The sequence below is a fragment of the Paracoccaceae bacterium genome, from assembly GCA_012103375.1.
Taxonomy (GTDB): domain Bacteria; phylum Pseudomonadota; class Alphaproteobacteria; order Rhodobacterales; family Rhodobacteraceae; genus WLWX01.
Window position 1 is genome coordinate 357047 of the sequence record WLWX01000001.1, and the last position, 23064, is coordinate 380110.

33 protein-coding genes and 3 pseudogenes are annotated in these 23064 nt (G+C 62.3%); 24 read left to right on the forward strand and 12 right to left on the reverse strand.

From position 1 onward, the window contains the following. Nucleotides 1-119: 119 nt before the first annotated feature. Nucleotides 120-1162: pseudogene (locus tag GKR99_01820) on the reverse strand (FAD-dependent oxidoreductase). Between the two features lie 52 nt (nucleotides 1163-1214). Here GKR99_01820 and mnmD point away from each other — a divergent pair. Next, a pseudogene (mnmD, locus tag GKR99_01825) lies at nucleotides 1215-1960 on the forward strand (tRNA (5-methylaminomethyl-2-thiouridine)(34)-methyltransferase MnmD). Nucleotides 1961-1977: 17 nt separating this feature from the next. Here mnmD and GKR99_01830 read toward each other — a convergent pair. From GKR99_01830 to GKR99_01845, 4 genes are all read right to left on the reverse strand, one after another. Next, a complete protein-coding gene (locus GKR99_01830; GenBank protein ID NKB26350.1) occupies nucleotides 1978-2157 on the reverse strand; it encodes a hypothetical protein in 180 nt (59 codons plus the stop codon). Then, nucleotides 2100-2795 carry a transglycosylase SLT domain-containing protein gene (locus GKR99_01835; GenBank protein NKB26351.1) on the reverse strand — a complete coding sequence of 232 codons (696 nt, stop codon included), beginning with the start codon at nucleotides 2793-2795 and terminating at the stop codon, nucleotides 2100-2102. The genes GKR99_01830 and GKR99_01835 overlap by 58 nt, the downstream gene beginning before the upstream one ends. A 36-nt stretch (nucleotides 2796-2831) precedes the next feature. Next, complete coding sequence (locus GKR99_01840; GenBank protein ID NKB26352.1) at nucleotides 2832-3044, reverse strand: hypothetical protein; 213 nt, start codon at nucleotides 3042-3044, stop codon at nucleotides 2832-2834. Nucleotides 3045-3190: 146 nt separating this feature from the next. Then, the gene (locus GKR99_01845; GenBank protein ID NKB26353.1) at nucleotides 3191-3601 is read right to left on the reverse strand and encodes a hypothetical protein; all 411 of its coding nucleotides are present in this window, start codon (nucleotides 3599-3601) and stop codon (nucleotides 3191-3193) included. A gap of 13 nt (nucleotides 3602-3614) precedes the next feature. Here GKR99_01845 and GKR99_01850 point away from each other — a divergent pair, with 13 nt between their 5' ends. Beyond that, nucleotides 3615-4034, forward strand: a complete 420-nt coding sequence (locus GKR99_01850) for a hypothetical protein (GenBank protein NKB26354.1) — start codon at nucleotides 3615-3617, stop codon at nucleotides 4032-4034. Nucleotides 4035-4107: 73 nt separating this feature from the next. Here GKR99_01850 and GKR99_01855 read toward each other — a convergent pair whose 3' ends face one another. Next, entirely contained in the window at nucleotides 4108-4263 is a 156-nt protein-coding gene (locus GKR99_01855; GenBank protein NKB26355.1) for a hypothetical protein, read from the reverse strand. A gap of 207 nt (nucleotides 4264-4470) precedes the next feature. Between GKR99_01855 and GKR99_01860 the strand changes: the two genes are divergently transcribed. The 5 genes and pseudogenes from GKR99_01860 to GKR99_01880 all read left to right on the forward strand — a co-directional run bounded on the left by GKR99_01860 (nucleotide 4471) and on the right by GKR99_01880 (nucleotide 6474). Continuing rightward, nucleotides 4471-4791, forward strand: a complete 321-nt coding sequence (locus GKR99_01860; protein NKB26356.1) for a hypothetical protein — start codon at nucleotides 4471-4473, stop codon at nucleotides 4789-4791. A gap of 466 nt (nucleotides 4792-5257) precedes the next feature. After that, nucleotides 5258-5533 (forward strand): annotated as a pseudogene (locus GKR99_01865) (4-hydroxy-tetrahydrodipicolinate synthase). 4 nt (nucleotides 5534-5537) lie between these two features. Next, entirely contained in the window at nucleotides 5538-5810 is a 273-nt protein-coding gene (locus GKR99_01870) for an AAA family ATPase (protein ID NKB26357.1), read from the forward strand. 36 nt (nucleotides 5811-5846) lie between these two features. After that, nucleotides 5847-6041 carry a hypothetical protein gene (locus GKR99_01875; GenBank protein NKB26358.1) on the forward strand — a complete coding sequence of 65 codons (195 nt, stop codon included), beginning with the start codon at nucleotides 5847-5849 and terminating at the stop codon, nucleotides 6039-6041. 64 nt (nucleotides 6042-6105) lie between these two features. Next, the gene (locus GKR99_01880) at nucleotides 6106-6474 is read left to right on the forward strand and encodes a RidA family protein (protein ID NKB26359.1); all 369 of its coding nucleotides are present in this window, start codon (nucleotides 6106-6108) and stop codon (nucleotides 6472-6474) included. A 19-nt stretch (nucleotides 6475-6493) separates the two neighbouring features. On the opposite strand, the gene GKR99_01885 is transcribed toward GKR99_01880, so the two are convergent. Then, complete coding sequence (locus GKR99_01885) at nucleotides 6494-6763, reverse strand: hypothetical protein (GenBank protein NKB26360.1); 270 nt, start codon at nucleotides 6761-6763, stop codon at nucleotides 6494-6496. 144 nt (nucleotides 6764-6907) lie between these two features. Between GKR99_01885 and GKR99_01890 the strand changes: the two genes are divergently transcribed. Further along, the gene (locus tag GKR99_01890) at nucleotides 6908-7150 is read left to right on the forward strand and encodes a hypothetical protein (GenBank protein NKB26361.1); all 243 of its coding nucleotides are present in this window, start codon (nucleotides 6908-6910) and stop codon (nucleotides 7148-7150) included. A gap of 19 nt (nucleotides 7151-7169) precedes the next feature. Here the strand turns inward: GKR99_01890 and GKR99_01895 are convergent, their stop codons facing one another. Next, nucleotides 7170-7601, reverse strand: coding sequence for a two pore domain potassium channel family protein (locus GKR99_01895; GenBank protein NKB26362.1), 432 nt, complete (start codon nucleotides 7599-7601; stop codon nucleotides 7170-7172). 103 nt (nucleotides 7602-7704) lie between these two features. Here GKR99_01895 and smpB point away from each other — a divergent pair, with 103 nt between their 5' ends. The 8 genes from smpB to GKR99_01935 all read left to right on the forward strand — a co-directional run bounded on the left by smpB (nucleotide 7705) and on the right by GKR99_01935 (nucleotide 13361). Continuing rightward, the gene (smpB, locus tag GKR99_01900) at nucleotides 7705-8181 is read left to right on the forward strand and encodes an SsrA-binding protein SmpB (GenBank protein ID NKB26363.1); all 477 of its coding nucleotides are present in this window, start codon (nucleotides 7705-7707) and stop codon (nucleotides 8179-8181) included. A 117-nt stretch (nucleotides 8182-8298) separates the two neighbouring features. Continuing rightward, the gene (locus tag GKR99_01905; protein ID NKB26364.1) at nucleotides 8299-8589 is read left to right on the forward strand and encodes a hypothetical protein; all 291 of its coding nucleotides are present in this window, start codon (nucleotides 8299-8301) and stop codon (nucleotides 8587-8589) included. Between the two features lie 90 nt (nucleotides 8590-8679). Beyond that, nucleotides 8680-9534, forward strand: coding sequence for a 3-mercaptopyruvate sulfurtransferase (sseA, locus tag GKR99_01910; GenBank protein ID NKB26365.1), 855 nt, complete (start codon nucleotides 8680-8682; stop codon nucleotides 9532-9534). A gap of 1 nt (nucleotide 9535) precedes the next feature. Next, the gene (locus GKR99_01915; GenBank protein NKB26366.1) at nucleotides 9536-10720 is read left to right on the forward strand and encodes an aminotransferase class I/II-fold pyridoxal phosphate-dependent enzyme; all 1185 of its coding nucleotides are present in this window, start codon (nucleotides 9536-9538) and stop codon (nucleotides 10718-10720) included. 92 nt (nucleotides 10721-10812) lie between these two features. Continuing rightward, complete coding sequence (locus GKR99_01920) at nucleotides 10813-12030, forward strand: GNAT family N-acetyltransferase (protein ID NKB26367.1); 1218 nt, start codon at nucleotides 10813-10815, stop codon at nucleotides 12028-12030. After that, nucleotides 12027-12296, forward strand: a complete 270-nt coding sequence (locus GKR99_01925) for a 4a-hydroxytetrahydrobiopterin dehydratase (GenBank protein ID NKB26368.1) — start codon at nucleotides 12027-12029, stop codon at nucleotides 12294-12296. Before GKR99_01920 ends, GKR99_01925 begins: the two co-directional genes overlap by 4 nt. Then, nucleotides 12296-12853: a mechanosensitive ion channel gene (locus GKR99_01930; protein NKB26369.1), complete on the forward strand. Its 558-nt coding sequence runs from the start codon at nucleotides 12296-12298 to the stop codon at nucleotides 12851-12853. The genes GKR99_01925 and GKR99_01930 overlap by 1 nt, the downstream gene beginning before the upstream one ends. A 190-nt stretch (nucleotides 12854-13043) precedes the next feature. After that, nucleotides 13044-13361, forward strand: coding sequence for a mechanosensitive ion channel (locus tag GKR99_01935; GenBank protein NKB26370.1), 318 nt, complete (start codon nucleotides 13044-13046; stop codon nucleotides 13359-13361). Between the two features lie 145 nt (nucleotides 13362-13506). Here the strand turns inward: GKR99_01935 and GKR99_01940 are convergent, their stop codons facing one another. Next, a complete protein-coding gene (locus tag GKR99_01940; protein ID NKB26371.1) occupies nucleotides 13507-13995 on the reverse strand; it encodes a redoxin family protein in 489 nt (162 codons plus the stop codon). 97 nt (nucleotides 13996-14092) lie between these two features. Here GKR99_01940 and GKR99_01945 point away from each other — a divergent pair, with 97 nt between their 5' ends. Genes GKR99_01945 through GKR99_01960 form a run of 4 tightly spaced genes read left to right on the forward strand, consistent with a single transcriptional unit; the run spans nucleotide 14093 to nucleotide 16848 of the window. Continuing rightward, nucleotides 14093-15298: a pyridine nucleotide-disulfide oxidoreductase gene (locus GKR99_01945; GenBank protein NKB26372.1), complete on the forward strand. Its 1206-nt coding sequence runs from the start codon at nucleotides 14093-14095 to the stop codon at nucleotides 15296-15298. Continuing rightward, nucleotides 15295-15858, forward strand: a complete 564-nt coding sequence (rsmD, locus tag GKR99_01950; GenBank protein NKB26373.1) for a 16S rRNA (guanine(966)-N(2))-methyltransferase RsmD — start codon at nucleotides 15295-15297, stop codon at nucleotides 15856-15858. The genes GKR99_01945 and rsmD overlap by 4 nt, the downstream gene beginning before the upstream one ends. Beyond that, on the forward strand, nucleotides 15855-16229 hold the full coding sequence (locus GKR99_01955; GenBank protein NKB26374.1) for an ADP-ribosylglycohydrolase: 375 nt from the start codon (nucleotides 15855-15857) through the stop codon (nucleotides 16227-16229). Before rsmD ends, GKR99_01955 begins: the two co-directional genes overlap by 4 nt. Next, on the forward strand, nucleotides 16195-16848 hold the full coding sequence (locus tag GKR99_01960) for an HAD-IA family hydrolase (GenBank protein NKB26375.1): 654 nt from the start codon (nucleotides 16195-16197) through the stop codon (nucleotides 16846-16848). The genes GKR99_01955 and GKR99_01960 overlap by 35 nt, the downstream gene beginning before the upstream one ends. Here GKR99_01960 and GKR99_01965 read toward each other — a convergent pair. Next, a complete protein-coding gene (locus GKR99_01965; GenBank protein ID NKB26376.1) occupies nucleotides 16843-17778 on the reverse strand; it encodes a 2-dehydropantoate 2-reductase in 936 nt (311 codons plus the stop codon). The genes GKR99_01960 and GKR99_01965 overlap by 6 nt on opposite strands. A gap of 64 nt (nucleotides 17779-17842) precedes the next feature. After that, nucleotides 17843-18655, reverse strand: a complete 813-nt coding sequence (gene map / locus GKR99_01970; GenBank protein ID NKB26377.1) for a type I methionyl aminopeptidase — start codon at nucleotides 18653-18655, stop codon at nucleotides 17843-17845. Nucleotides 18656-18813: 158 nt separating this feature from the next. Here map and GKR99_01975 point away from each other — a divergent pair, with 158 nt between their 5' ends. Further along, entirely contained in the window at nucleotides 18814-20184 is a 1371-nt protein-coding gene (locus GKR99_01975) for a transposase (GenBank protein NKB26378.1), read from the forward strand. Here GKR99_01975 and sfsA read toward each other — a convergent pair. Then, on the reverse strand, nucleotides 20133-20939 hold the full coding sequence (gene sfsA, locus GKR99_01980; GenBank protein ID NKB26379.1) for a DNA/RNA nuclease SfsA: 807 nt from the start codon (nucleotides 20937-20939) through the stop codon (nucleotides 20133-20135). The two genes, GKR99_01975 and sfsA, sit on opposite strands and share 52 nt — an antisense overlap. A 48-nt stretch (nucleotides 20940-20987) precedes the next feature. Between sfsA and GKR99_01985 the strand changes: the two genes are divergently transcribed. Genes GKR99_01985 through GKR99_01995 form a run of 3 tightly spaced genes read left to right on the forward strand, consistent with a single transcriptional unit; the run spans nucleotide 20988 to nucleotide 22998 of the window. Then, the gene (locus GKR99_01985) at nucleotides 20988-21719 is read left to right on the forward strand and encodes a competence/damage-inducible protein A (protein NKB26380.1); all 732 of its coding nucleotides are present in this window, start codon (nucleotides 20988-20990) and stop codon (nucleotides 21717-21719) included. Then, complete coding sequence (locus GKR99_01990; protein ID NKB26381.1) at nucleotides 21716-22435, forward strand: GNAT family N-acetyltransferase; 720 nt, start codon at nucleotides 21716-21718, stop codon at nucleotides 22433-22435. The genes GKR99_01985 and GKR99_01990 overlap by 4 nt, the downstream gene beginning before the upstream one ends. Then, nucleotides 22432-22998: a peroxidase-related enzyme gene (locus GKR99_01995; GenBank protein NKB26382.1), complete on the forward strand. Its 567-nt coding sequence runs from the start codon at nucleotides 22432-22434 to the stop codon at nucleotides 22996-22998. The genes GKR99_01990 and GKR99_01995 overlap by 4 nt, the downstream gene beginning before the upstream one ends. The last annotated feature ends 66 nt before the right edge of the window (nucleotides 22999-23064 follow it).

The following is a 23064-nucleotide window of genomic DNA, read 5'->3' on the forward strand; positions in this document are numbered from 1 at the left end:
GTTTTCATTCCGCGCATCCCGCACTTTTCGTGCAGGAAGACGCGACGCTGGGCACCGCATGGCGAACGGTTCTGGGTCGCCGGGCCGGATGGGCGGCTGTGCATGATGGCCGAGGCGGCTTAGCGGGCAGACGCGGGCAGGCTTGCCCGGACGCGAAATCCGTCGGGGATCTTGTCATGACCCTCAAGGATCAGGCGGCCATGACCTCCGCGATTTTCGGGGCCATGCCAAAGCCGATCTTGAACCCTCCGTTGGCGGGAAATGGCCCGGTCGGTCGGGCCAGGCGCCCAGCATCGGGGCGCGGCTGCGCGCGCGCGGGCGAACCCCGGCCCAACGTTGCATTACCCGCGCGTCGGCAAGCCGTGGGATCGCCCCGGTGGCCTTGGCAAGCAGCACGTCAAGCTGTGCGTCTGTGGTGTCGGGCGCGTCGAAATCACGCTCGGATGTCGATCCGACAGCCACCGTGCCGTCGTTGTGCGCAACGATATGGCGCCGTCCAGGAACAGTTGGGGCTGATCACCAAGGTCGGCGGCAAGCAATGCCGCCTGGCCTTTCACGCCGTCGCCGATGGTTGCGTTCAGCGCAGCGGAAATATCGGCCAGTCCATCAACCCCGGTTGCCCATAGCACAGCGCCGGTCGCGGTTCCGTCGCTGAGAATCCGAACGCCATTGGCACGCAGCGCGTCGGCCAGCGGGCACAAGCGCGCGCCGGATGCAGACGCGCGCTGAGCGTGTCGTGGATCAGCAGGCCGGTCGGGCTGGGCGGGGAAAGGCCAGGCGCGGCTGCGCCGAAATAACCTCCCATTTCGCGCGTCCTTGCCAGAGTGTTCGGGCAGCCTCGGCCCGGGTATTTGCAAGGGCCAGCGCCGCGTCGTCCGCAACAGGTTGCAGACGCCCTATGCGACCATATCCGGGGTCGCCACCGCCTGTCTGCGCCACCTCGGCCCAGAACGCCTCGGCCATTATCAGGCTTTCGAACGAAACGCCTTCTTGTCGTTCCAGTTCTCGGGCGTGTGGGGGGCCAAAGCGCCCAGAATTCCTCCACTGGCCCCGGCAGCCACGCCATTCGGGTCGATGACCTGAACGGATGCGCCGCGCCGCATGCAGGCCCAGGCCGCGAAAGGCCGAATATTCCGGCGCCGTAGATGGTTAGATCGGGCATGTCACTCACGCTGAATTCTGAATCGCGAATATGAGGGGGAGTACCACCGCAGATGCGCAGTATCTGGTCGGATGCCATTTCCATCTTGACCCGGCAGGTCCCCGGCGCGAGGGAAAGATATGTCATACTGGGAACCGAAACCGCGCGTTTGAACTGGCGCGACGGGATTCCCGTATCGGACAAATTCGATGATCCGTATTATGCAGGCGCGGATGGATTGGCCGAGACGCGCCATGTCTTTCTTGCAGGCAACGGGCTGCCGGGGCGGTTTCGCGATGGGTTTCGGATCGCCGAACTTGGATTCGGGACCGGGCTGAACCTTTTTGCGGCGCTGATGGAATTTCGCGCGACCGGGATTGCAGGCCGCCTTTACACCGGGTTTGAGGCGTTTCCGATGTCCGTGGCCGAGATGGCGCAAGCCCTGAGGGCCTTCCCCGAGGTTGCCGAGGCGGCCGCCCCAATCCTCGACTGGTGGCACGATCCGGGTTCAGCGCTGATCCTTGCCGATCTGCACGCCGAGGTGGTTTTCGGCGACGCGGAAACACTACCCAAGTGGCAGGGCGGGGCCGATGCGTGGTTCCTCGATGGGTTCGCGCCAGCGCGAAATCCGGGGATGTGGGGCGCGGCGTTGATGTGCGAGGTCGCAAACCACACGGCACCGGGCGGAACCTTCGCGACCTACACCGCCGCAGGCCATGTACCCGCGCCCTGGCCGATGCCGGGTTTGAAGTAGAACGCCGCAAGGGGTTCGGTCGCAAGCGGCACATGGTCGGTGTCCTGCGCCTCGATGCTGGATGACGAACCGCGCCTAATGCTTATCGCGCTTTCAGCAACGCGCCGGTGTTCAACGGCCCGACCTTGCCGGACAGCCGCGCGCGGTACATCGGCACCGACTCGGCGACCCGCATGACGTAGTTGCGGGTTTCGTCAAACGGGATCATCTCGATCCCGACCGCATCAATCGTGTCACGACGCGGATCGCCACGGTCACGCATCCAGCGTTCCGGGCGCCCGGACCGGCATTGTACCCGGCCGAAACCAGCGCGACATTCTTGCCGAAACGACGCTCCAGATCCGCTAGATAAGCGCTGCCGAGGCGGGCATTATAGACCGGGTCGGTCAGAAGCCGGGATTTCGAATATGGCAACCCCAGCTGCGCGCGACATTGCGCGCCGTGGCGGGCATCAGCTGCATCAATCCGCGCGCCCCGGCAGCTTGAGACACCCGGATTGAACTCACTTTCACGCCGCGCGATCGACAGGGCCAACGCCCGGTCCACCGGCAGGCTGTCGACGCCAAGGCCAACGACCGGGAAATAGGCTCGGGGCACGATGCCGCGTTGCGCAGCCTCTTTTGCCAGCTTGAGGGCCGCGTGCGGTGCGCCGTGTTCCAGCGCCAGATCGCCAAGGATCGCGGCATCCTTGGCATCCAGGCTCTCGACCAGGTGGCTGAGGAATTGCGCCGCCAACTGGTGTTCATCGGCTGCGATGAACAGCTGCGCGGCGCGCACGACGGAACTGTCGGCAAAGGATGCCTTGCGCCAGTCGCCCGGTCCGCGGTGCCGGGCAGTTCGGCGCGCATTTCGATCCCGGCCTTTTCGGCGGCGAGCTGGCCGTAAAACCCGCTTTGCCAGACGCCGCCACGGGCATAGGCGGCCTTGGCGGCGGCTTCATTGTTCTTCGGCACGGCCTTCCCAATACCCGGCGCGGCCCAGGCTGATCGGCGTAAAGACGGCGGTGCGGAAATTGGCGAAATGCTGGCGCGCGCTGCCCGGGTCGCGCCGGAACCTAAGCGCCAGATACCCCGCCAGCCATTCCAGATCGGCGTAATGCTGACCGTCGCTCAGCCAATGTTCCGAGGCGATAGGCGGTTTCTTCGTCACCGGCGCGCATTGCGCGGCGTGCCAGATCGCGGCGCTGGCGGGCCCAAAGCTCGGGCCGGCCAAGCCCTTCGGCACTTGCAGATTGCTTCAGGATCAGTTTGACAGCATCGGTGCGCAGACCCTTTGCCATGCGCCAGCGGAAGCGCTCATAAGCAAGCCCGGCGGTGTTCTTCAACGCGTTGGGCACGGCATCGATCGCCGCATCCACGCCATTGCCGCGCGCCCTGAGGACCATCCGCGCCCTGGCAAGGCGGAACACGCGCAATCATGCGGTCGGCTTCGTTGCGCAGCCCCAGCCAAAGCAGATTGTCCAGCCGCGCGGCGTGGTGCGGCGCCAGAGTGTCGGACCAATCGCGCAGGAACAATGCCTCGGTCGCGGCATCCACGGACAGGGTTGTCCAGGCGCGGATCACCTCGGCCTTGGCGGCATCGTCGCGTCCGTCGGCCTTCAGGGCGTTCACCCAAAGCCCCCGCCCCAGTTCGACTGGTGCGAGGCCCAGAACTTCGGCTTTGCGACCCTCCAGCGGAATCGCGCCCTCGCCCCGATAGCCGCGCAAGGCCGGGCCAATCGTGGCGGCGCGCCAGAAACCGGCGCATTTCGTCAAATGTGCCAAGCCCGGCCCGCAGATAGCGCCATTCGACGATATCCTTGGCGACCGGCCCGATCCCGGCTGCCAGACTGCGCGCCTTGTCCCAATCGTCGCCGCGCACTTCGGCCATCATGGCAGCAACTTTCGGACCTTCGGCGGCCATTTTTACAGCCTCGTCCTCGGTCAGGCCGGTCAGGCCGATCGGTCCGATGTCGATCAATGGGACAGGGTCTTCGACGACGACCGGAACAAATCGTTCGGACGGGCGGGGCTGTGGGCGAATGGCATTCGACTCGACCCCGGTCAGCGGCAAAACCGCGCCGTTGTCGCCCGACCCATCAGCGCCTGCAATCAGCGCCACTTCGGTAAGGGGCACTTCGGTAAGGGGCCCGTCGGTTAGGGGCACGTCTGCGTCGGCAGAACCCAGTGCCGCCGCTCCATCGTCCGGGACGCGGGACGCGCTTGCGGCCGGATCATCTGCGTCTTGCGGACTGGTCAGCAACCTCGATCCGTTCACCACTGCCATAGAATACGGCAGTCGAGGCCAGCATCACCGAGACCCCGAACACGGCAATCAAGCTCAACCCTGTTATTCCGGCGTTCGTCATCGCGCCCTCGCTCGTGCTCATACGGCTCTACTTCTACACGTTATCTTGGCAAGGGCATGACACCCGGATAGGGTCCGCCGCAGCGGGCGCGAAAACCCGCCTATGGCCCGGGGCCTGCCTCATGTTTCGCGGATCTATGCCCGCCTTGGTGACACCGTTCAAAGACGGCTCAGTCGCTGAGCGCACTTGTCGAGTGGCAGATTGAAAACCAGCGCCGGTTTGGTGCCGATGGGAACGACAGGGGAAAGCCCGACGGTCAGCCATGAAGAACATGACGCCGTTGTGGCCGCCGTGGTCAAGGCCGCAGCGGGCCGGGTTCCGGTCATCGCCGGGGCCGGGTCGGCCGAGTCGGTCCGCCTTGCCAAACATGCCGAAGCTGTGGGCGCGGATGGCATTCTTGTGGTTACGCCCTACTACAACAAGCCGACGCAACGCGGGCTGATCACGCATTTCACGACCGTTGCCGCCGCGACCAGCCTGCCGCTGATCATCTATAACATTCCGCCGCGTTCGGTCGTCGACATGACGCCGGAAACCATGGGCCCATAGCACAGCGCCGGTCGCGGTTCCGTCGCTGAGAATCCGAACGCCATTGGCACGCAGCGCGTCGGCCAGCGCGGCACAAGCGCGCGCCGGATGCAGACGCGCGCTGAGCGTGTCGTGGATCAGCAGGCCGGTCGGGCTGGGCGGGGAAAGGCCAGGCGCCGCTGACGCCGAAATAACCTCCCATTTCGCGCGTCCTTGCCAGAGTGTTCGGGCAGCCTCGGCCCGGGTATTTGCAAGGGCCAGCGCCGCGTCGTCCGCAACAGGTTGCAGACGCCAGCGCGCCACCTGTCTGCGCCACCGGCCCAGAACGCCTCGGCCATTCAGGCTTTCGAACTGAACTGTCGTTCCAGTTCTCGGAGGATCCTCCACTGGCCCCGGCAGCCACGCCATTCGGCGATGACCTGGGATGCGCCGCGCCGCATGCAGGCCCAGGCCGTCGAAAGGCCGAATGCGCATGGCGGCGTTGGCCTGCATCTCGGTCACCGCCAATGTCGCGCCGAAACTATGTGCCGAGTTCCAGGCCGCCACGTTGGCAGGGGATTTCGCCAAGGCCCTGAAATACCAGGACCGGCTGATACCGCTGCATCTGGCGATATTCACTGAACCGGGTCTGGTGGGCGCGAAATACGGGCTGTCCCTGCTGGGGCGATGCCTTGAAGATGTCCGCCCGCCACTGACGACGTTGGAGGACAGCACAAAGGCGGCGATCAGGGATGCGATGGTTCACGCCGGTCTGCTGAACTGATCCAATGGTGGCGCAGGTTCATATGATCACCGGCCTTACCGGTGCCGGGAAATCCACCTATGCCGAACGCCTGCGGCGTGATCTTGGCGCGGTGCGCTTTTCCATCGACGACTGGAACGCGGTGCTGTTTTTTCCCGATCGCGCGCCAACTTCAAGCTTTCAGTGGTTCTATGATCGCGTGCAGCGCTGTTGTAAGCAGATGCGGGCCACGGCCGACCACGTGCTGGACGCCGGACAGCCTGCGGTCTTTGACTGCGGCTTCACCAACCTGCACTAACGCACAATCTTTTATGATTGGGCGGACGGGTTGGGGGTGCCGGTCACGCTGCATTACATTGATGTTCCACGCGATATCCGTTGGGATCGGGTCCAGCAACGCAACACCGAAAAAGGCGCAACATTCGCGCTGGAGGTCACGCGTGAGATGTTCGAATTCATTGAAGACCTTTGGGAAGCTCCGACAGAGGCTGAGATGTCAGCGCGAAACGGTGTTATGATCGGCGCATGACCTCCGAACGTAATTTAGAATCATGCCTGGATATGACCGCGAACTGATCTCTAACGGGAACCCGATGGAAGCGGTTGTTGGGTTTTCCCGTGCAGTCCGGGTTGGTCCATTTATCTCGATCGGCGGCACCGCACCGGTGAACGCCGACGGCGAGACGGTCGGCATCGGCGACGTTGCGGCCCAATCGCGTCAATGCCTGACGATCATCAAGACTGCCCTGGAACAGGCAGGCTCCGGTCTGCACGATGTCGTGCGCACCCGTGTCATCCTGACAGATATCGAGCGGTGGCGCGAAGCCATTGATGTCAGGAAAGAGTTTTTTGCTGATGTCCGTCCGGTCGACACGATCATGGCCGTGACCCGTTTCGTGAATCCGGAATGGCTGGTCGAATTCGAGGTCGATGCGATCATTGCAGGATGGCAGGAACGCTGACCAACAACGCAACCGGCCTTCAGTCCAGCGCGTCGCGCTGTTTTGAGCGCAGATCGCGCAGCGATTCCACCAGAAGCGCGGTGATCATCCCGAAGCCCAGAAACCCGTTCGCCGCTGCCATCCCGCCCAGCAGCCGCCATGCGAAAGGCAGCTCGCTTTCGGTCAGGCCCAGCGTGGTGAAGGCCGTGAGCGAGAAATAGACCGAAGCCTCTAACGTGGCGAATATCCCAAGCGCACGCAGGGTGACGGCCCACATCCAGATCGTCGCGCTGAGGATTGCAACACTCATCGAGCACCGATCAGGCACAGCAAAATCATCACTTTCGGCCCATGGGGTGGGCGGTCAGCGACCAGGGACGCAGCGCGTTGGTCACCTTCCTCAACGCCCAGTACAGCATGCCGGCAATGACAATCGACCCAAGGATCAAACCGCATGCCGAGGGCAATCATCAAGACTGCCCTGGAACAGGCAGGCTCCGGTCTGCACGATGTCGTGCGCACCCGTGTCATCCTGACAGATATCGAGCGGTGGCGCGAAGCCATTGATGTCAGGAAAGAGTTTTTTGCTGATGTCCGTCCGGTCGACACGATCATGGCCGTGACCCGTTTCGTGAATCCGGAATGGCTGGTCGAATTCGAGGTCGATGCGATCATTGCAGGATGGCAGGAACGCTGACCAACAACGCAACCGGCCTTCAGTCCAGCGCCCGCTGTTTTGAGCGCAGATCGCGCAGCGATTCCACCAGAAGCGCGGTGATCATCCCGAAGCCCAGAAACCCGTTCGCCGCTGCCATCCCGCCCAGCAGCCGCCATGCGAAAGGCAGCTCGCTTTCGGTCAGGCCCAGCGTGGTGAAGGCCGTGAGCGAGAAATAGACCGAAGCCTCTAACGTGGCGAATATCCCAAGCGCACGCAGGGTGACGGCCCACATCCAGATCGTCGCGCTGAGGATTGCAACACTCATCAGCACCGACAGGCACAGCAAAATCATCACTTTCGGCCCATGGGGTGGGCGCAGCGACCAGGGACGCAGCGCGTTGGTCACCTTCCTCAACGCCCAGTACAGCATGCCGGCAATGACAATCGACCCAAGGATCAAACCGCTGCCGAGGGCAATCTGGACCACCATATTCGCATCGTTGGGCATATCCGGCTTATCCCGGCGAAGCGCGCGCTGGTCAAGTCGGCGCCCCATACTGGACTTGCGGCGCGCCAACCCCTAGATCGCCTTCATGGCAAAGCCGAAGGACAATCCGAACTACAAGGTCATCGCCGAAAACCGGCGGGCACGGTACGACTATGCCATCGAGGAAGACATCGAATGCGGCATCCAGCTTATGGGGTCCGAGGTTAAAAGCCTGCGCCTGAATACCGCGAACATCGCCGAAAGCTATACCACGGTTGACGAGGGCGAGTTGTGGTTGGTCAACAGCTATATCGCCCCCTATGACCCGGCCAAGACCTGGGGGCATGAGGATCGGCGCCGTCGCAAACTGCTGGTATCGCAACGCGAACTGGCCAAGATGTGGCAGGCGACGCAGCGCGAAGGCATGACGCTGGTGCCGCTGGTTCTGTATTTCAACCATCGTGGTCTGGCGAAGATCAAGATTGCCATCGGCAAGGGCAAGAAGAACCAGGACAAGCGCGAAACCAGCGCCAAGCGAGATTGGCAACGTCAGAAGGCGCGCCTGATCCGCGACCACGGATAGACGAACCACTCCACCAGAACACAATATGTTGATTTTCGGCACCGTCTGGCCCAAAAGGTACCTGTCGGCGCGCGGGGCGGTGTTCGGCGGTTGATCATTGAGTGACCCCAACGAGGTATCGCTATGGAATTAATCATCGGACTGATTGCCGGGGCCGTGGGCGGCAATGTTGCAGGCAAGGCCGTGCCAAAGCTTGATATGGGCACGTTGATGAACTCGATCGCCGGAATCGTCGGTGGCGGATTGGGCTCGACCATCATCGGGATGATGGGTGCGGCGCCCGCCGCGGCTGAAGCGGCCGGCGGTATGGATATCGGTGCAATCATCGGCCAGATTGCCGGTGGCGGCGTCGGTGGCGGCGTGTTGATGGCCGTGGTCGGCATGATCAAGGGCGCAATGTCCAAGTAAGACACCGTCCGCCCGCGTGACGGACTTGTCCTTGGCCCGGCCTCTGGCTAGGTGGGGGGCAGTGGTTTCCGGCATGCGAGGCGGCAACAGATGACAGATGATCCCAGGACGCTGGTCTCGACCGACTGGCTGGCGGCCCGGCTGAAAATGCCGGACGTGCGTTTGCTGGATGCCAGCTGGTATCTGCCGGCAGACGGTCGTGACGGGCGCGCGGAATATGCCGACCGGCATATCCCCGGTGCGCGCTTTTTTGATATCGACGAGATTTCCGACAAACGCAGCGCCCTGCCCCATATGGTGCCTCCGGTCGAGTTGTTCATGCCGCGCATGCGCGCCATGGGCATCGGCGACGGGCATCAGGTCGTGGTCTATGATGGTGCTGGCCTGTTTTCGGCGGCGCGCGTCTGGTGGCTGTTCCGCCTAATGGGCAAGACCGACGTTGCCGTGTTGGACGGCGGCTTGCCGAAATGGCTGGCCGAGGGGCGCGACGTTACAGACGAAGACCCGATCATCCGGGATCGCCACATGACCGTCAGCCGCCAAAACCGGCTGGTCCGCGACGTCACCGAAGTGGCGGCCGCCGCCAAGCTGGGCGATCACGAGATTGTCGACGCCCGCGCACCTGAACGGTTCCGCGGCGATGCGCCCGAACCGCGCGAAGGGCTGCGCGCCGGGCATATTCCAGGCTCGAAAAACGTGCCTTTCAAGACCTTGCTGAACAGTGACGGCACGATGCGCGCGCCTGGCGAACTCGAAGCGATATTCCGCAACGCGGGTGTCGACCTGAACAAGCCGGTGATCACCACCTGCGGATCCGGCGTGACCGCGGCGGTTCTGTTCCTGGCGCTGGACCGCATCGGCCACCGCGATCACGCGCTTTACGATGGCTCCTGGACGGAATGGGGCCAATACCAAGATCTGAAGATAGCCACCGGAGAGGCCTGAGATGCTCACCACCCTGCAGGACCAGCCACAGGACAAGATCCTGATGCTGGTCAAGATGTTCCGCGACGATCCGCGCAACGATAAAGTCGACCTTGGCGTCGGCGTCTACCGCGATGCCAGCGGCAATACGCCGGTGATGGCATCGGTCAAAAAGGCCGAGAAGATGTTGTGGCAGGCCGAGCAGACCAAGGCCTATACCGGTCTTGCAGGCGACCCGGCCTTTGGCGAAGCGATGCGCGGGCTGCTTCTGGGCGACGCTGTCCCGGCAGATCGCGTCGCGGCGGCGGCAACGCCCGGCGGCACCGGTGCGGTACGCCAGGCGCTTGAGCTGATCCAGATGGCCGCGCCCGAGGCGACGGTCTGGATTTCCGATCCGACCTGGCCAAACCACCCGTCGATCATCAAATACCTCGGCATGAAGATGCAAACCTACCGCTATTTCGACGAGGCTTCGCGCGGCGTCGATTTCGCCGGGATGATGGCCGATCTGGACGCGGTGAAGCCGGGCGATGTGGTGCTGCTGCACGGCTGCTGCCACAATCCGACAGGCGCGAATCTGACCGGTCCGGAATGGTCAGCGGTGGCTGACCTGCTGGTTGCGAAAAACGTGACACCGCTGATCGACATTGCTTATCAGGGCTTCGGTGACGGGCTGGAGGCGGACGCCGCCGGGACGCGTCTGATCGCCTCGCGTCTGCCCGAAACCCTTATCGCGGCAAGTTGTTCGAAGAATTTCGGCATCTACCGCGAACGCACCGGCATCCTGATGGCCGTGGCCCCGGATGCGACGGCGCGTGACAAGGCGCAGGCCACGCTTGCCTATCTGAACCGGCAGAACTTCTCATTCCCGCCGGATCACGGCGCGCGGTTGGTCACGATGATCCTGAACGACGCCGACCTGCGCGCCGAGTGGGAGGCAGAGTTGGAGGCGGTACGGACCTCGATGCTGGACCTCAGAACGCAGCTTGCGAACGCCTTGCGCGAACGCAGCGGATCGGATCGTTTTGGTTTTATCGCCCAGCATCGCGGCATGTTCAGCCGGATCGGGGCCACCCCCGAACAAGTGCTGAAAATGCGCGAAGATCACGGCATCTACATGGTCGGCGACAGCCGCATGAACATCGCCGGGCTGAATGCGCAAACTGTGCCGATCCTGGCAGATGCAATTGTGGCGGCCGGGGTCTGATCGGGCGCGCAACTGCGACCTGCCTTGCGTCAGCGGCGCCGTTACGGCGTCGCGCGCCTCTTGACCATCGCCGGGGGAAGGCCACCTATGGCATGGCCCCTCCTATCGCCCGAGCGCCCGTGACAGATCAGCCCATCGAAATTTCGGCCCATGCCAGCCTGCACGACATCCCGGCGACGGACTGGGATGCCTGTGCTGCGCCCGATGCCGCGTCGGGCCGTCCACTGGATCCCTTTACGACCCATCGCTTCCTGCTGGCGCTGGAAGACAGCGGCTCGGTCGGGCCGGGCACGGGGTGGCAGCCGCGTTATCTGAGCGCCAAGATCGACGGGCAGATCATTGCGGTCGCGCCGCTTTACGCCAAGGGGCACAGCCAGGGCGAGTATATTTTCGATCACAATTGGGCGCATGCATTTGAACAGGCCGGCGGGCGCTATTACCCGAAGTTGCAGATGACCGTACCCTTCACGCCCGCCACCGGACGGCGATTTCTGATCCGTCCCGGATTGGAAGACCTTGGCCGCGCGGCCCTGATTCAAGGCGCGATGCAGATTGCCGAGCAGAACGATCTGTCTTCGGTTCACATCACATTCTGTACCGAGGATGAGGCTGATGCCGGGGCCGGGATGGGCCTGCTGCACCGCACGACGCAACAATTTCACTGGGTGAACGACGGCTATGGGGATTTCGACGATTTCCTCGCCTCGCTGTCGTCGCGCAAGCGCAAGAATATTCGCAAAGAACGCGCCACGGCGGCGGCATTCGGTGGTCAGATCGTCAGCCTGACCGGCGATCAGATCCAGCCGGAACATTGGGATGCCTTCTGGGCGTTCTATCAGGACACCGGAGCGCGCAAATGGGGCACGCCCTATCTGACGCGCGATTTTTTCCGTATCGCGCATGAGGTGCTGCGTGACGACATTCTGCTGGTTCTGGCGCTGGCCGATGGCGTCCCGGTTGCCGGGGCGCTGAATTTCATTGGCCGAGAGGCCTTGTTTGGCCGCTATTGGGGCGCCCTTGAAGATCATCCCTGCCTGCATTTCGAGCTCTGTTATTATCGCGCTATCGACTATGCCATCGAACACGGGCTGGCGCGCGTGGAAGCGGGCGCACAGGGCAGTCACAAACTGGCGCGCGGCTATCTGCCGGTGGCGACCCATTCGCTGCACTGGATCGCCGAACCGGGGTTTCGCCGCGCGGTGGCCGACTATCTGGCCGCCGAGCGCCGCGCCGTAGATGAAGAGATTGAGGTGCTGACAAGCTATGGCCCGTTCCGCAAAGTGGATGCGGCCGAGAGAGAGGTGGAATGACTGATGTATCCGAATTCGACGACCTGCTGGCCAACGGCTGGGTGCTGGACGGCGACAGCACCGGGATCACGAAGACCTTTCAGTTCCGCAATTTTGTCGAGGCCTTCGGCTGGATGACCCGCGCCGCAATAATTGCCGAAAAAATGAACCACCACCCGGAATGGCAAAATGTGTACCGAACGGTTGAAGTCCGCCTGACCTCGCACGATACCGGGGGTCTGAGTGAACGGGACAGGAAACTGGCCGAAAAAATGGATGCGCTGTGATGGATAAGATTCTGGGACTGCCGATCGGAACGGATCGTACCGTTGGCGATGTGATCACCGGCGATGTGGTGCTGGGCATCGCGCTGAATGTCGTTGCAGCCTTTGTGATCCTGTTTGTCGCGCTGACAATCTCGGGCTGGGTGCGGCGCAAGCTGATCCGCATCGCGACCGACAACGAAGAACTTGACCTGACGCTATTCTCGTTCCTGGCGAATATCCTGCGCTATGCTATTCTTGCGATGGCGCTGGTGTTCATTCTGAACCGGTTCGGGATTCAGACAACCTCGCTTGTGGCGGTGATTGGTGCGGCGGGTCTGGCCATCGGACTGGCCATGCAGGGCGCGCTAAGCAGTATTGCGGCGGGCATCATGCTGGTGATCTTTCACCCGTTTCGGATCGGCGATTTTGTCGAGGTCGACGGGCTGATGGGGACAGTCAAGGATATCTCGATCGTGGCGACCGAACTGGCGACGCTGGACAATCTGCAGGTCATCGTGCCGAATTCGAATGTCTGGGGCGCTCCGGATTGTGTTGAAAAACTCCGTTTTAGGGCCTGAACGATGATTTTTCTTTCCATGCAGCCCGATCCTAAATTTTTGGCGCGGGGGTCGGCCCAAATCGCCTACATGCGCTCACGCGCAGCCATGCGCTGTCTCGTGGTCAAAGCTTTCCGACTATTTCGCTTCATAGGTTTTCGCAAGAAATCCGCGACGCTCTGATTTCGGAGTTTTTCAACACAATCCTCCGATCACCAATTATTCGGTCTATCCGACCCGACGCGCAGAATGGCTGTTTGGTGTCAGCTATCGGGCAGAACTGAAAAAGGCCGAGCGGATCATACGCGAAACCATCTTCAACGACCCCCGCGCCCATGCCGAGCCCGAACCGTTCATACAAGTCAACAACCTTGGTGATTTCTCGGTCGATTTTCTGGTGCGGGTTTGGTGTGATCGCGACAATCTGTTCCAGTTTCAGGCCGACATGAAGCGCGCGGTGAAAGAGGCATTTGACGCCGAAGGCATCGAAATTCCCTTCCCGACTCAGACGGTTATCCGCGAAGGGTAAGGGCGGGCGGGCCGGTAAAACCTGGTCGGGGCGAACTTTGATTGATCTCGGATAGAAGCCGGGCGAATGAAAGAGGTTCCGCGACTACCGCCTCAGGTCGATGATGCCTTTGGGTCTGAGTGTGCGTCCGACGTATCGCCCCGCCTCACAACAAATCCAGGATCGCCTGCCCGCCGGTCAGCGCGCAGCCACCTGTGATATCCTCGGGCTGGAACCGCGTGACAACGCCGTCATCCACGACCATCACATAACGCGACGACCGGTCGATCATGCCCGTCGCTTCGGCAGTGAAATCCATGCCGATTGCCTTGGTGAACTTGCTTTGCGGATCGGCCAGCAGGGTAATCCCGGCCGCCGCAGCGCCGGTCACCTCGCCCCAAAATTTCATCACATGCATGTCGTTGACCGAAAGCACGATCACCTCGTCCACGCCTTTCGCGCGAATCGCGCCATGCGCGTCGATGATCGTTGGCATATGCGCCGAATGGCAGGTCGGCGTGAATGCGCCCGGCACCGCAACGACGACGATTTTGCGCCCCGTGGTCAGATCGGCCAAATTTACCGCCTCGGGCTCGTCAGGGCCTTTGCGCACAAATGTTGCGGCTGGCAGGGTGTCGCCTTCACGGATGCTCATTTTCGTGCGCTTTCATTTGTTTCAACTGGACCTTCTGACTGGATATAGACAGGTTCGCAGGCAAGACCAGCGCGGGATGCGATAGGCGAGGAACCGAATGGCACATTTCGTAATAGTAGGTGGCGGGCAGGCAGCGGCATCGCTGGTGGCGAAACTGCGGACCGAGGGGTTTGACGGCCAGATCACCCTGATTTCCGCCGAACCGGTGCCGCCTTACCAGCGCCCGCCGCTGTCCAAAGCCTATCTGAAAGGCGAGATGGAGGAGGCGCGCCTGTACCTGCGCCCGGCCGCTTATTACGCCGATCAGGATATCACGCTGAAACTGGGAGCTGCGGTCACGGCCATTGATGCGTCTGCAAAGACCCTCACTGTGGGTGATGAGGTGATCGCCTATGATCAACTTGCAATGACCACCGGATCCACGCCGCGCCGCCTTCCTGCGGCAATAGGCGGCGATCTTAAAGGGGTGTACGAAGTCCGATCACTCGCCGATGTCGACGGCATGCGCCCGGCGTTTCAAGCTGGCCAGCGGCTTTTGGTGGTCGGCGGCGGATATATCGGTCTGGAGGCCGCAGCCGTGGCCGCCGAACTTGACCTGCAAGTCACCGTCATTGAAATGGCCGACCGTATCTTGCAGCGCGTCGCGTCGCCCGAAACCTCGGCCTTCATGGCCGATCTGCATCGCAGCCACGGCGTGAAAATCCTGGAGAATACCGGGCTGGACCGGCTGCTGGGCGATGACAATGTGACCGGCGCGCGGCTGTCCGACGGAACCGAAATTGACGCAGATTTTGCCATCGTCGGGATCGGCGTGACGCCGGGGTCATCGCTGGCAGATGCTGCCGGGCTGACCTGTGACAATGGAATTGCGGTGAACGCGCTGGGTCAGACATCTGACCCGTCGATCTGGGCGGCGGGGGATTGCGCGTCATTTCCCTATCGCGGCGGGCGCATCCGGCTGGAAAGTGTGCAGAACGCCATTGATCAGGCCGAAACCGTCGCAGCAAACATGCTGGGGGCGGAAACCGAGTATGTGCCGCATCCCTGGCTCTGGTCGGATCAATACGATCTGAAGCTGCAAATCGCCGGACTGAACACCGGATACGACCAAGTGGTCGTGCGCCAGGTCGGGGATGCACGGTCGCACTGGTATTATCGCGGGGACAGGCTGATCTCGGTCGATGCGATGAACGACTCGCGCGCCTATATGGTCGCCAAGCGGCTGATCGAGGCGGGTAAATCCCCGGCCCCAGAGGTGGTCGCCGATCCCGCGACCGAACTGAAGCCGCTGCTGCGCGCGTGAGGATCATCGCCGGTGACTGGCGCGGCCGCACCCTGACGCCGGTGGGCAAAGGCGACGCGGGCGCGCATCTGCGCCCCACAACTGATCGCATCCGCGAAAGCCTGTTCAACATGCTGACCGGCGGGCGATTTGGTGACCCGATTACAGGCGCGCGGGTGCTGGACCTCTTCGCGGGGACCGGGGCGTTAGGGCTGGAAGCGCTCAGCCGCGGGGCCGCCCATGCGACGTTTATCGACAGCGGGCGCATTGCCCAGGGGTTGATCCGCAAGAATATCGCGCTTTGCGGTGCGGCGGCGGCGACCCTGAAATCACTGGATGCAACCCGCCTGCCGGTGAACCCGGATGCGCCCTATGATCTGGTGTTCCTCGACCCGCCTTACGGTCAATGGCTGGGCAATCTGGCGATGCCGATTGCGCTGCAAGGCGGCTGGCTGGCACAAGGTGCATTGGTAGTTTGGGAGGATGAGGCCGAGCCCACTCCGACTGCAGGCCTGAAACGCCTCGACAGTCGGCGTTATGGCGATACGGTGGTGACGATCTACGAAGTCGAAGGCCCATGAGCGATTTGCCGGACCATTTCTGCCCCGGCTGCGGGGCCGCGCAAAAGGTGTTTCCCCGCTATCCCTGGTATTTTTGCAAAGACTGCGTCAAGCGCGCCACCGACGGCGCGGGGCGGGCGCTGAAATTCGCCAATACCAGCGCTGGCGGCGGCTTCGCATTCGCCTATGCTGCGGCCGATGACTGGGTCTGTTGTGGCCACGTGCTGTGCCGGATTCAGCGGCGCCCGGTTCTGGTGGGCGAGGCGCGATTTGGCGGCATTGTCGCCCAGCCGGTGCCGGACCGACCACTGGAAAGCTCGCCCAATGATACGATCAACCTGAAAGGCAAGGAACGCTATGTCCCTGACGACACCAAGCGCCGTCCTATTTGATTGCGACGGCGTGCTCGTCGATAGCGAGCCGATCACTGATACTGTGCTGATCGCCAATCTTGCCGGATATGGATTGCACCTTGCCCCCGAGCAGGTGACCAAGATGTTCACCGGCGGCACGATCAAAGGTGTCGAGCAAAGCGCGCGCAGCATGGGCGCCGACCTTCCCGCAGACTGGATCGACAGGATCTATGCCGCGACCTTCGAACAGTTGCAGGCAGGAACGCCCTTGATTGACGGCGTGCCAGAGGTGCTGGACGCGCTGGACCTGCGCGGTATTCCCTATGCTATCGGATCCAACGGGCCGATGGCGAAGATGCGGATCACGCTGGGCCAGCACGGGTTGTGGGACCGGTTTCAGGGACGGATATTCTCGTGCCACGAACACGGGGACGCCAAGCCTGCGCCGGATCTTTACCTGCGCGGGGCTGCGGCAACCCGCCAGCGCCCCGAAGATTGCGTTGTCATCGACGACAGCGTCGCAGGGTGCCGCGCCGGGGTCGCCGCAGGAAGCCGCACCATTGGTTTTGCCCATGCCAGCGATCCCGAAAGCCTGCGCGCCGTCGGGGCAGACCCCGTCACCTCGATGGCCGAGGTGCGCGCGCTGTTGGGGTTATGAGGCGGCGGCCTCAAGCTGATCCGCGATCGGTTTAAGTGCCGCATAAAGGACCGAGTGGATCGGCGTCGGCACGCCGTGTTTTGTGCCAAGACGCACCACCTCGCCGCTCATAAACTCGTGCTCCAGCGGTTTTCCGGCGCTCAGATCGTCCAGCATCGAGGCATGCATCGTGCCGGGCAGGCGCTGGATGAAGCCCCAATATTGTTCAAGTGCGGTGTCGGGGAAGTCTGGCAAAATGACATCTGCGACGGCGCAGGCTTCGGCAATTGCATTCTGAAACAGCTCGCCAGAAACCGGGTTTTCCCGCAATGGTCCGATATCAAGGCCGGTCAGGGTCGTCAGGCTGGCCAGCGCGCTTTGCGAACAGAACTTCGCCCAGATGTCGTTGAGGATTGTTGTAGAAAGCAACCCGGTCGCCGCCGGGCTGTCGTTCAGCGCATCGGCAAGACGCTGGCAACGCGCAGTCTCGGTTCCGTCCAGTTCGCCAAACAGCAGAATCTCGAAGTCCGAGTCATGTTTGATCGTGCCGGGTGTCGGGACACTTGCAGGAATGCGCGCGACACCGGGCACCACGTGATGCATGCCGATCACGGCGCCAAGACGCTCATGCGCGCTGACGCCATTCTGGCAGGTCACGACCAATGTGTCGTCGCGCAGCATCGGCTTGATCGCCTCGGCAGCGATTTCGACATCGCGGTTTTTGACCATGAACATCACAACATCGACCGGTCCAACCTCGGCCGGGTCACCGGTTGCGTGAATGTCTGTCACATGGGCGTCGCCCAGCGGGCTGGTGATCCGCAGGCCGTCAGCCTGCATCGCGGCCAGATGCGCGCCACGGGCGATCAGCCAGACATCATGGCCCGCCTGTGCCAGCCGACCGCCGAAGTATCCGCCAATTGCACCCGCGCCCATCACAGCGATTTTCATGTCCCGCCCCCCGCTTCCATGGTTCAGGGCAGGCTACTATTCGGCATGTACGGGCGGCAAGCCGCTATGCCCAGGTCGGGTGGAATTTGTCCGCAGGCGAAAGCGTAAAGATCTCGACCCCATCCGCCGTGACGCCGACGGAATGTTCGAATTGCGCTGACAGCGATTTGTCGCGCGTCACCGCCGTCCAGTCATCGGACAGCACTTTGGTTTCGGGGCGGCCAAGATTGACCATAGGCTCGATCGTGAAGAACATGCCCTCTTCCAGCGTCGCACCTGTGCCCGCGCGACCATAGTGCAGCACGTTGGGCGGCGCGTGGAACACCCGGCCCAGCCCGTGGCCGCAGAAATCGCGGACAATCGACATGCGGTGTGCTTCGGCATAGGCCTGAATGGCGTGGCCGATATCACCAAAAGTATTGCCGGGGCGCACCGCCTCGATCCCTTTCATCAGGGCGTCGTGGGTCACCTGGATCAACCGCTCGGCCTTGCGGGACAACTTGCCGGCGACATACATCCGGCTGCTGTCGCCGTACCAGCCATCGACGATCACCGTCACGTCGACATTCAGAATATCACCATCTTTCAGGCGCTTATCACCCGGAATACCGTGGCAGACCACATGATTTACGCTGATACAGCTGGCGTGCCTGTACCCCTTATAGCCGATGGTGGCCGAGGTTGCGCCAGCCGCATCCACCGCATCATTGATGGCCTTGTCAATCTCGGCCGTGGTGCGCCCCGGTTCGACCAGCGGTGCAATACTGTCGAGGATCCGGGCCGTCAGCTGCCCCGCCTTGTGCATGCCTGCAAAATCCGCCGGTTCAAACAGGCGGATGCCGTCACGAGTGATACGAGAGGGGGTCGGGTCGTCCAAGGCATTCTCTTTCGCTGCGATTTTGCGGGTATATAGGGCGTTACAGGCAGTTATTCCAGTTCTGGTGCAAGGCGAATGCGTCCGGATACTGTTGAAAAAGTCCGTTGATTGGCCGCGCACGCTCTGATTCACTTGTTTTGAGGGTGGAGGGTTCGGCGATGATGGGTCCAAGGCAAGTTGCGCAAGGCGCGCTGTTCTATGAGTTCTCGATCGAGAGTTTTGTGCCGAAGGATCATCCCGTCCGGGGAATTGATCGCTTCCTTGATCTGACAGGTGTGCGCCCCTTGCTCGCTTCATACTACAGTGCCAATGGCCGCCCTTCGATTGATCCTGAACTGATGATCCGCATGCTGTTGTTGGGCTATTGTCAGGGCATCCGTTCCGAGCGACGGCTTTGCGAAGAGGTTCATGTCAATCTGGCGTATCGTTGGTTTTGTAAGCTTGATTTGGCTGATCCAGTGCCCGACCATTCGACATTCTCTAAGAACCGGCATGGCCGTTTCCGCGAGAGCGGTTTGTTCCGACATTTGTTCGAGGTCGTTTTGCAGCGCTGCATGGATGAGGGGCTGGTTGGCGGCCACAGCTTTGGTGTTGATGCCAGTCTGATCCCCGCGAATGCAAACCAGACGCGCGGCGTTGAAAGCAAAGACGGACTGCCAGCAGATCTGACGTCCCGTGCCGTCGACGAATATCTCGAGACGCTGGATGATGTGGCCTTCGGTGCTGCGACCAAGGTCGTCCCCAAATACATCTCACCGGCTGATCCAGCAGCGCGTTGGACTGGGGCTGACGGGGGAGCCGCCTACTTTGCCTATTCCACTAACTATATGGTCGATTTGGATAATGCAGTCATCGTGGACGTCGAGCCGACGGCTCCGATCCGGCCTGCAGAGGCGCGGGCAGCAAGGGAGATGATCGATCGTGTACATGAGCGGTTTGGCATCAAACCTGACAAGCTTGTGGGTGATACGGGTTACGGATCAGCCGAGATGTTGGGCTGGCTTGTGGACGAACGTCAAATCGAACCCCACATTCCGGTCTGGGATAAGTCAAAACGAACTGACGGCACATTCTCACGCGAAGACTTTGTCTACGACCCGGCGACCGACAGCTATACTTGCCCGACCGGCAAAGCCTTGCAAACATATCGGCGGAACTTCTCAAAACCGCGAAAGCCCAATGGCAGCAAAGACGGGTTCATCAGATACCGAGCCTCAAAGCACGATTGCGACGCATGCCCTCTGAAGTCGCAATGCTGTCCGAAGGACGACGGCAGACGCCTTATGCGGTCCGTTCACGAAGCCGCCCGAGACGTCGCTCGCGATATCCGAAAAACAGATGCCTACATGACGTCGTTCATCCAAAGGCGGAAGGTTGAAATGCTCTTTGCCCACCTGAAACGATACATCGGCGTGCAGATGATGCGGCTTCGAGGACCCAAAGGCGCAACCGAACAGTTCCAACTCGCAGCAACAGCTCAAAACCTCCGGAAACTGGCGAAGTTGGTGCCAGCAACAGTGCCAACGTGAAAGAAAACGGCGCGCGGCCGCCTCTCGCTCAACAACGCGCCGACCAAAACATCGACTTCTTCAACAGTATCTCCGCCCAGCGTGACGCCGTTCTGGTCTATCCGCGCACCTATGGCCAAAGCTTCGACACCCGCGCGGCGCGCAGCATGGAACGCCGCCGCATAGCCCGGATCAAGGTCATCAGCCAAACGAAACCGCGCGCAATCGGTGCGCTGCACGAGGTACAGTATCACGGCGCGATCCCCGGCGGCCACCCGCACCGACAGATCGTCAAGATGCTTTGCCCCGCGTTTGGTGACGCTGTCGGGAAATTCGGCACAGTCCTCCGCGCGGCGCAGGGTGACGCTTTTGACCTCGACCCAGCAATCGGGCAATCCGGGCGCGCTCAGCAGGAAATCGCAGCGGCTGTTGTCGCCATAGCGGACCTCGGGGCGGCATGTGCCATAGGCGGCCAGCGCCGGGATCGTCTGTGCGGTCAACGCCTCCTGCACCACGCGGTTCGCGACGCCGGTGTCGATGGTGACCATGTGGCCGCCGGGCAGTTCGACCAACCGCCAGCCGTATTTCAGCTTCTTCTTCGGGTCGTCATTGGGTTCCAGCCAGACCCGCATGCCCGGCGTCGCCAGACCCATCATCGAACCGGGGTTTGGGCAATGTGCCGTCACCTCGGACCCGTCGCCCAGTGACACATCCGCCAGAAAGCGCTTGTAGCGCCGGATCAAAATGGCCGGGATCAGAGGGGTTGGAAACTGCATGGCGCGCGACCTATACCCGTGGCCAGCCCCAAGCAAGGACGCCCGCGCATGCCAAACCCCACCGCCGCAATGCTTGTGATCGGAGATGAGATCCTGTCGGGCCGCACACGCGATGCCAACATGTACCATCTGGCCAATGTGCTGACCGAAAAAGGCATCGACCTGACAGAGGTGCGTGTGGTCGCCGATGACCGCACTGCCATCGTCACGGCGGTCAAGGTGCTGTCGGGTGCCTGGGATCACGTCTTTACCTCGGGCGGGATCGGGCCAACGCATGATGACATTACGGCCGATTGCATGGCCGAGGCTTTCGGGGTCGGCATTGATGTGCGTGACGATGCCCGCGCGCTGTTGGCCGCCCATTACGTCCGCAACGAATCCGAATTCAATGCGGCACGCCTGCGCATGGCGCGTATCCCGGATGGGGCGGTTCTGATCGACAACCCGGTCTCGGTCGCGCCGGGGTTCTCGATCGGCAACGTGCATGTCATGGCAGGCGTCCCTGCGGTGTTCGAGGCGATGGTGGCCACAGTTATGTCCGAGCTGACAGGCGGCGCGCCCCTGATCAGCCAGACGGTCCGCATCGACCGGGGTGAAAGCGACATTGCCATGGTGTTGACAGGGCTGGCACAGGCGCACCCGGATTTGTCGATCGGCAGCTATCCGTTCCAACGCGACGGTAAATTCGGCGCGAACATCGTGATCCGGGGCACTGATGAAGTCGAGATATCCGCCGTGCGCAACGCGCTGCTGGACGCCTTCGCCGGTGATGCGGCGTGACCTTGCCCGGGGCGCCCGACATCTATGCCGCGATAGAGGCGACCTGGCCGCCTGCAGCAACGGATCGTGTCGGTCCATGGACGATCCGGCACGGCGCTGGTGGCGGCAAACGCGTCTCGGCCGTGACGCTGGAGGGGGCGTTCGATGCCCTGCCTGATGCCGAAGCCGCCATGCGCGACCTGGGACAGACCCCGCTGGTCATGGTTCGCGAAGGCGAGGCGTTGCTGGACGCTTCGCTGGAAAGCCTGGGATATGCGGTGATCGACCCGGTGACGCTTTACGTCGTGCGCGCGACCGAGATTGCCACCCCCGCCCCGCGCATGGTCGCCTTCGAGGTCTGGCTGCCGCTGGCGATCATGGCGGACCTATGGGCCGACGGCGGGATCGGCGCGGGCCGACTGGAAGTGATGGAGCGGGTTCAGGGGCCGAAAACCGCATTGTTCGGGCGGGCGCAGAACCGCCCTGCCGCCTGCGCCTTCGTCGCCTGTGCCAAAGATATCGCGATGATTCACGCGCTGGAGGTCGCACCCGCAATGCGGCGCATCGGGATGGGCGCGACCCTGACCCGCGCCGCTGCGGATTGGGCGGCGCGTCAGGGTGCGACCTGGCTGGCGCTGGCCGTGACCACGGCAAATTCGGGGGCAAACGCGCTGTATTCCGGGCTTGGGATGCAGGCAGTCGGGCAGTATCACTATCGCATCAAGGAGGACGCATGACCGACCAACCAACCGCCCTGGACCTGCCTGCCGTCGACCCGCTGCCGCCGGAAACGCAGAAATATTTCGACATCTGCGCTGAAAAGCTGGGGCTGATCCCGAATGTGTTGCGCGCCTATGCCTTCGACATCGCCAAGCTGGATGCATTCACCGCGCTCTACAACGATCTGATGCTGGGCGACAGCGGCCTGACCAAGCTGGAGCGCGAGATGATCGCCGTCGTCACCTCGTCGATCAATCGCTGCTGGTATTGTCAGGTCGCCCATGGCGCGGCTGTTCGCGCCCTGTCCGGTGACCCGGCACTGGGTGAAGCGATGGTGATGAACTGGCGCGCCGCTGACCTGAACGCGCGCCAGCGGGCGATGCTGGAATTCACCGAAAAGGTCACAACGGCCAGCGCAACGATTGCGGAGGGTGACCGGCAGGCGCTGCGCGATGCGGGCTTCACCGATCGCGGCATCTGGGACATCGCCTCGGTCGCGGGGTTCTTCGCGATGAGCAATCGGGTCGCCTCGGCCACCGGAATGCAGCCGAACGCAGATTATCACGCGCAGGCGCGCTGATGCCGGACCGGTTTGATAACTGTGATCGTCATTTGCCTGTAGCGCCCGTGCGTGGCAGGCTTGTGC

Coding starts and splice junctions, on each gene's coding strand:
- GKR99_01855 (NKB26355.1), bottom strand. CDS start 4,263: ATGAGCACGAGCGAGGGCGCGATGACGAACGCCGGAATAACAGGGTTG.
- GKR99_01955 (NKB26374.1), top strand. CDS start 15,855: ATGAGCGATTTGCCGGACCATTTCTGCCCCGGCTGCGGGGCCGCGCAA.
- GKR99_01985 (NKB26380.1), top strand. CDS start 20,988: ATGCCAAACCCCACCGCCGCAATGCTTGTGATCGGAGATGAGATCCTG.
- smpB (NKB26363.1), top strand. CDS start 7,705: ATGGCAAAGCCGAAGGACAATCCGAACTACAAGGTCATCGCCGAAAAC.
- sfsA (NKB26379.1), bottom strand. CDS start 20,939: ATGCAGTTTCCAACCCCTCTGATCCCGGCCATTTTGATCCGGCGCTAC.
- GKR99_01930 (NKB26369.1), top strand. CDS start 12,296: ATGGATAAGATTCTGGGACTGCCGATCGGAACGGATCGTACCGTTGGC.
- GKR99_01960 (NKB26375.1), top strand. CDS start 16,195: ATGTCCCTGACGACACCAAGCGCCGTCCTATTTGATTGCGACGGCGTG.
- GKR99_01940 (NKB26371.1), bottom strand. CDS start 13,995: ATGAGCATCCGTGAAGGCGACACCCTGCCAGCCGCAACATTTGTGCGC.
- GKR99_01860 (NKB26356.1), top strand. CDS start 4,471: ATGGGAACGACAGGGGAAAGCCCGACGGTCAGCCATGAAGAACATGAC.
- GKR99_01975 (NKB26378.1), top strand. CDS start 18,814: ATGATGGGTCCAAGGCAAGTTGCGCAAGGCGCGCTGTTCTATGAGTTC.
- GKR99_01830 (NKB26350.1), bottom strand. CDS start 2,157: ATGCGTGACCGTGGCGATCCGCGTCGTGACACGATTGATGCGGTCGGG.
- GKR99_01925 (NKB26368.1), top strand. CDS start 12,027: ATGACTGATGTATCCGAATTCGACGACCTGCTGGCCAACGGCTGGGTG.
- sseA (NKB26365.1), top strand. CDS start 8,680: ATGACAGATGATCCCAGGACGCTGGTCTCGACCGACTGGCTGGCGGCC.
- GKR99_01965 (NKB26376.1), bottom strand. CDS start 17,778: ATGAAAATCGCTGTGATGGGCGCGGGTGCAATTGGCGGATACTTCGGC.
- GKR99_01890 (NKB26361.1), top strand. CDS start 6,908: ATGCCGAGGGCAATCATCAAGACTGCCCTGGAACAGGCAGGCTCCGGT.
- GKR99_01880 (NKB26359.1), top strand. CDS start 6,106: ATGGAAGCGGTTGTTGGGTTTTCCCGTGCAGTCCGGGTTGGTCCATTT.
- GKR99_01915 (NKB26366.1), top strand. CDS start 9,536: ATGCTCACCACCCTGCAGGACCAGCCACAGGACAAGATCCTGATGCTG.
- GKR99_01870 (NKB26357.1), top strand. CDS start 5,538: ATGGTGGCGCAGGTTCATATGATCACCGGCCTTACCGGTGCCGGGAAA.
- GKR99_01885 (NKB26360.1), bottom strand. CDS start 6,763: ATGAGTGTTGCAATCCTCAGCGCGACGATCTGGATGTGGGCCGTCACC.
- GKR99_01945 (NKB26372.1), top strand. CDS start 14,093: ATGGCACATTTCGTAATAGTAGGTGGCGGGCAGGCAGCGGCATCGCTG.
- GKR99_01920 (NKB26367.1), top strand. CDS start 10,813: ATGGCCCCTCCTATCGCCCGAGCGCCCGTGACAGATCAGCCCATCGAA.
- GKR99_01995 (NKB26382.1), top strand. CDS start 22,432: ATGACCGACCAACCAACCGCCCTGGACCTGCCTGCCGTCGACCCGCTG.
- GKR99_01895 (NKB26362.1), bottom strand. CDS start 7,601: ATGGTGGTCCAGATTGCCCTCGGCAGCGGTTTGATCCTTGGGTCGATT.